A 5,351-nucleotide genomic window follows, 5' to 3' on the forward strand; every position below is an offset into this window, starting at 1 on the left:
ACGACCGCGACAGCTTTGAAGTCGCAGGCCGCGGCGAATTGCAACTCGGCGTACTCATCGAAACGATGCGCCGCGAAGGTTTCGAACTCGGCATTTCCCGTCCGCGCGTTCTTTACCGCGAAGAAAATGGCAAGCGTCAGGAACCATATGAAACAGTAGTTATCGACGTCGATGACGAATATGCCAGCACGGTCGTTTCCAAAATGCAGCGCCGTAAAGCGGAATTGACCGAACAGCGGCCCTCTGGCGCGGGCAAGACCCGCCTGACCTTCTCCGCGCCTTCTCGCGGACTGATCGGCTATCATGGCGAGTTTCTGTCCGACACGCGTGGAACCGGTCTGATGAACCGTCTGTTCGAAAAATATGGCGAATATAAAGGCGTTATCGAAGGCCGTCCGGTTGGCGTGCTGGTTTCCAATGGCACCGGCAACACCGCTGCTTATGCATTGAACATGCTCGAAGAACGCGGTGTTCTGTTCATCGGCGCACAAACGCCGGTTTACGAAGGCATGATCATCGGCGAAAATGCGAAGCCCGGCGATCTTGATGTCAATCCGATGAAATCTAAGGCTCTGACCAACTTCCGCGTTTCCGGAAAAGAAGATGCCATTCGCCTGACTACGCCAAAGGTAATGACGCTGGAACAGGCAATCGCCTACATCGATAATGATGAACTGGTTGAAGTCACACCCAAGAACATCCGCTTGCGCAAACGCTATCTCGATCCGAACGATCGCAAGAAAGCGTCACGCCAGGCAGCGGCGGCTTAAAAAAAAAGGCGGCTGTCGGGGCCGCCTTTTTCATGTGCTCGATCCATTGACTAGAAGCGAAATGCCGCGGTGAGCCGGATGCTATGCAGATCGAAGTCCGGATCGCTTCTTCTCATGTCCGTGCCGCCGGACACCAGCAGAAACGGGTTGGTAGCTCCTGCGGTCCCTGGCCCAACGTTAACGACATAATCATCGTCGGTATAACGGGTGAACAGATACTCGAGGCCCATGGTGATATTATTTGTCACTTTGGCCTCCGCACCGACCCCGCCAGTCCAACCGAAGCTTTCGGTTTTTCCGTTATCGGTAAAACTGTTGGCGCCATTTGTGGTGGTGAAGCTGTTGTCGATTTTGGCGTAGGAAATACCGCTGGTCGCGTAAAACAGCACGCCGCCCGGAGTATAGCCTACGCGTCCGCGCGCACCGATGGCATAATCTAGCTGGCGGGTGAACGTGTAAGATGCTGGCGTTGTGCTAAATGCCGTCACACTATCCGTGGATTCACTGCGGCCTGCATCGACCATGAAACCAATTACAAGATCACCATATTGCTTGTCGGCTCCGGCACGGACGTAATAATCCAAATCGTCTTTGTCATTCTGGCAGCCAGCACTGCGCACATTGCCTGTTGCGGCTCCATTGCAGAATCCTGGCGAGAATGCATTTGCGCCAGAAACCGTTCGAACATTATTGTCAAAAGTGCCGTTGCGGTCGGTATCGAATATAACGCCTTCGTACTGGTCATTGGTTTGCGCACCCAAACCGAATGATCCTCCGACATAAAAACCGTCGAACTCGGTGTTATCCACCTCCTGCGCCTGGGCGGGAATGGAAATGGTCGCGATCAGGATTGTGGTCGCGGTAAGCGCGTATTTTGTGGGGGACATAGTAAACTCCTCTTTTTACTCTAACAATTAAGAGACCTTTGAAGCGCATGGTGATCGATATGGTTCCATCGCATGGTGAAAAGTGCGCGAGTGTGACATTTTGGCTGGGGAACAAGGGTCGCAGGGCGGAGGACTTCGATCCTCTTTCATGAGGACGTACTATCTTCCGGGATACGCGCGGTTGCTGAGGCAGGAACGGTCTTTTCAATATACAAAGCAAATGCATCGGGGGTGTCGAAGACGTGTTCAGCTTCCTGTTTTACTATTCATGGCACAGCGAGGGCTTGATTATCCGGTTGTTTCTGGCAATGCGCTTCAAACCATCAGGAGTTTGTATCGATGACCGAAGACAATAAATCCGAGCAGGCCAATAGCGCGGCATCCGGCGAGGATACCCCGCCCGACCATCTCGCCATCAACCCGCGAAGCCCTCATTTTGGCGGTGAATTGCTGGAGCGGGGCATCGGCATCAATTTTCGCGGTACCCGCAAACATAATATTGAGGAATATTCGGTTTCCGAAGGCTGGGTAAAAGTCCAGGTCGGCAAGACGATGGATCGCAAGGGCAATCCCTTGCTGATCAAGCTCAACGGCGAAGTCGAGGCCTGGTTCGAAGATCTCGGTGATGATGCACCGAAGTTGAGCAAAAGCGCCTAACCACAGGAATAGCCGATGACACCGAAGCGCATTCAGTTTTTCATTGCGCTGGTGTTCTTCATACTCGGCGGTTGGGCGACCTTCTTCCCACAACATGTGATTGATATGGTGTTCCTCGCAGAATATCGCGAAGGCGGGCGCCTGTTGCCGTTCGCAATTGCCTGCTTTGGCGCTCAGGCTCTATTGTCAGGACTGTTCGCGGCTTTCTCTCGCTTCACGTCGTTGACCTTTCTAGTCTACGGAATCGCACTGCTCCCATTTTTCGCGTTCAACTATTATTTCACCTTCCACGATCCTGTCTTCACCAACATGGGGCTGCTAGACGCGGTGGGCAATGTCATCATGCTGGCTTTATGCTATGTCGGCTGGAAGAAATCCAAAGCGATAGAACAGGGAATGACGTTATGACATTTGCCAATAAGATAGTCTGGATCACCGGGGCATCCTCCGGAATTGGTGAAGCTCTGGCGACTTCCTTTGCCGCTGCCGGCGCGCAGATCATTCTGTCCGGCCGCCGGACGGAAGCTCTCGAACAAGTAGCCGCGGGCATCAAAACCGACACATTGATTCTGCCTTTTGAAACAACAGATTATGACTCCTTGCCTACAAAAGTCGACGCAGCACAAAGTTGGAAGGGCAAGGTTGACATCCTCGTCAACAATGCGGGGATCAGCCAGCGCAGTCTGGCGCTCGACACCCATCCCGATGTCCATCACAAGATCATCAATGTCGATCTGCTCGCCCCGATCTGGCTGACGCAGCTTTTACTGCCCCACATGATCGCGGCCGGGGGCGGGCATATTGTCGGGATCAGCTCTGTGGCCGGCCGCGTCGGCGTCCCGCTGCGCACCGCTTATTGCGCTGCCAAACATGGTCTGATCGGCTATATGGATGCCTTGCGCGCCGAGACCGAAAAACTGCACAACGTCCATGTCACAAACATATTGCCCGGTTCAATCCGCACCAATGTATCGCGCAACGCCCTGAACAAGGAAGGCGAGAGTCGGGGCAAGTCGGATGCGGTGATCGACAACGGCATGGAGCCAGCCGAATGTGCGCGACAAATCCTCGACGCCGTTTCCAATAAAGTGCCTGAATTGATCATCGCCGAGGGGACGGAACTGATGATCGCCAAATTGCGCCAGAGCGATCCCGAGCAATGCTTCGCCATGACAGGCGCGATGGGCGCACAAATCGCCGGAAAATATGAAGCTGGAGATGACGACTGAGGGCTGTTGTAATACCGGAGCTAAGCTTTCGGAGCGAGCAGGAATTCGACTATTTCGTTCAATGCCCTTTTGGCTTCCGGAATAGGAAGCAGCATCCAGACATGCTGCATCCGGTCATAGATTTTAAGGTCGATCCGGGCGCCAATTTCGTCGCCTTTTTTCTTCAATCGCAAGGAGTCGGAAAGAAGCACCTCATCGCTTCCCGCAAAAACCAGCATCGGCGGTAATCTATCAACCGATTCGAAAAGCGGGCTGGCCGGGAACATTGCCGGATCCTCGCCTTCGCGCATCCACCATGAACCGAGGCGGCGGATACCCTCGACCGAAATCAAAACGTCGGTCTTTTCCAGTTCCACCTGCATAGGATCCGCGGCAGTCTGGTCAAGATAGGGACTCAGCAACACCAGTTTGCAGGGCAAAGCCTTAGCCTGGTTGCGCAGCATCTGGGCCAAGCCGAGCGAGAAACCGCCACCTGCGCTGTCCCCCATCACCACGATATTGTCCGCGCCATGACGGGCGACGGCCTGTTCGAATGCCTGCATCACCATCGCATAGCTGCTATCCCATTTGCTAACCGGGGACAGCGGATAGATGGGGACGGTAACACTTGCCCCGGTTTTGCGGATCAATTTTTTGATGAAATACCAGTGAAGCGAAACGATATTGAACGCATAACCGCCGCCATGCAGATAGAAAATGTGCAGCGGAGAGCTATTTCCTCTCGGCTTAAGCCTGTATAACGGCTGACCCTCGATCTCCGTTTTCTCGATATCGCAATGCTTGCGCAACCAGCGAACGGGAGAGGCCGGACCGCGCGCATGATTACGGGCGACAAACTTCTCATCCCGCCCCGGTCTGAGCAGATAGTTCTTCAACCCCGAGATCCGGACTAGGAAAAACAGCAACCGCGCTCTTAAACTGATCATATTGTCTCCCTGAAGCTGGCCCTTGGTTGGGTCAGCGGAAAAAACAGGTTGTTCCCGAATAGAGGCTTTCGACCACCGCATTCTCGCTTTCGTCCGAAAGAAAACCTCCAATGAAGCCATCATCAGGGCGTGAAGCGAAAAACTCGATACCAAGCGTGCTATTCTTTTGGATCTCGAACGGCGGCGCTAATTCCAATTCCCGGCGCCGCGATCCGATACCAATTCCATCTTCGGTCTTGAGTTTCGTAACAGAGCCATCGAGAAACCATCCGACAAATCTATTGTCTTGAAAATGTAAAATTAAATCATGAGCCGCAATGTCCAAAAAGACCATTGGTCCCGCACCGCACTCATCGTTTTTTGCCAAGTTAAATTGACCGCCGTCAATGATGAGTTCCGCTATGACCTGCTGTCGCGTGCTTCCAAATTCGATCCGCTTGACGGTTTCATCGCGCTCGAATCGCACGCCGGTTGCCAGAAGGATGATTGTCGCGCTAGACCGGGTTTGCTCCACCGAGCCTATCTCGGGTCGAGGCGCGGGTCCGATGGCTGGTTCCAAATCCGGTCCATTCATGCACCCGGGAAGTGCCAAGGCCAGCAGCACAAAAAGCGGGCACTTGGTTCTGTTGGAAAAGAAGGTCACCCCGGATTGCGTTCCATTTGCGGGACATCGGGATCAATTTCGACCCACGACTGCTTGCTGCTGGTCCAGAAATGGATTTGCGGGTGCAGCTTGCTGGTATCATCCAGTGTTCCTGCCTTGATATAAGTCATGCCCGGCTGGGTCGGGAGAGTGGTCTTCACCGGCGAGCCGCAGGTGCCGCAAAAATTGCGGAGAACAACATTGCCGCTTTCGGCATGATCTTCATAGATGGTGAGATC

Annotated in this window: 7 protein-coding genes and 1 pseudogene; 4 read left to right on the top strand and 4 right to left on the bottom strand. The window is 53.8% G+C overall.

Annotation, left to right across the window (positions count from 1 at the left end; translation table 11 throughout):
• Positions 1 to 770: pseudogene (locus tag WBM93_RS01265) on the top strand (translational GTPase TypA); the annotation flags it as partial.
• A 50-nt stretch (positions 771 to 820) separates the two neighbouring features.
• Here WBM93_RS01265 and WBM93_RS01270 read toward each other — a convergent pair.
• Positions 821 to 1,657: an outer membrane protein gene (locus tag WBM93_RS01270; RefSeq protein ID WP_424427362.1), complete on the bottom strand. Its 837-nt coding sequence runs from the start codon at positions 1,655 to 1,657 to the stop codon at positions 821 to 823.
• A gap of 339 nt (positions 1,658 to 1,996) precedes the next feature.
• Between WBM93_RS01270 and WBM93_RS01275 the strand changes: the two genes are divergently transcribed.
• From WBM93_RS01275 to WBM93_RS01285, 3 genes are read left to right on the top strand one after another with little or no spacing between them, the layout of a single operon-like run.
• Positions 1,997 to 2,314, top strand: coding sequence for a DUF3297 family protein (locus WBM93_RS01275; RefSeq protein ID WP_424427364.1), 318 nt, complete (start codon positions 1,997 to 1,999; stop codon positions 2,312 to 2,314).
• A gap of 15 nt (positions 2,315 to 2,329) precedes the next feature.
• Positions 2,330 to 2,722: a hypothetical protein gene (locus WBM93_RS01280; protein WP_424427366.1), complete on the top strand. Its 393-nt coding sequence runs from the start codon at positions 2,330 to 2,332 to the stop codon at positions 2,720 to 2,722.
• On the top strand, positions 2,719 to 3,543 hold the full coding sequence (locus tag WBM93_RS01285) for an SDR family NAD(P)-dependent oxidoreductase (protein ID WP_424427368.1): 825 nt from the start codon (positions 2,719 to 2,721) through the stop codon (positions 3,541 to 3,543). The genes WBM93_RS01280 and WBM93_RS01285 overlap by 4 nt, the downstream gene beginning before the upstream one ends.
• Positions 3,544 to 3,563: 20 nt before the next feature.
• Here the strand turns inward: WBM93_RS01285 and WBM93_RS01290 are convergent, their stop codons facing one another.
• The 3 genes from WBM93_RS01290 to WBM93_RS01300 form a co-directional block, all read right to left on the bottom strand.
• On the bottom strand, positions 3,564 to 4,469 hold the full coding sequence (locus WBM93_RS01290) for an alpha/beta hydrolase (protein WP_424427369.1): 906 nt from the start codon (positions 4,467 to 4,469) through the stop codon (positions 3,564 to 3,566).
• A 31-nt stretch (positions 4,470 to 4,500) separates the two neighbouring features.
• Positions 4,501 to 5,112, bottom strand: a complete 612-nt coding sequence (locus WBM93_RS01295) for a hypothetical protein (protein WP_424427371.1) — start codon at positions 5,110 to 5,112, stop codon at positions 4,501 to 4,503.
• Positions 5,109 to 5,351, bottom strand: a 243-nt coding sequence (locus WBM93_RS01300; RefSeq protein ID WP_424427373.1) for a GFA family protein, incomplete at its 5' end; no start/stop codon positions are given. The genes WBM93_RS01300 and WBM93_RS01295, both read right to left, overlap by 4 nt.

The organism is Parasphingorhabdus sp. (assembly GCF_049667325.1).
In the GTDB taxonomy this organism is placed as follows: domain Bacteria; phylum Pseudomonadota; class Alphaproteobacteria; order Sphingomonadales; family Sphingomonadaceae; genus Parasphingorhabdus.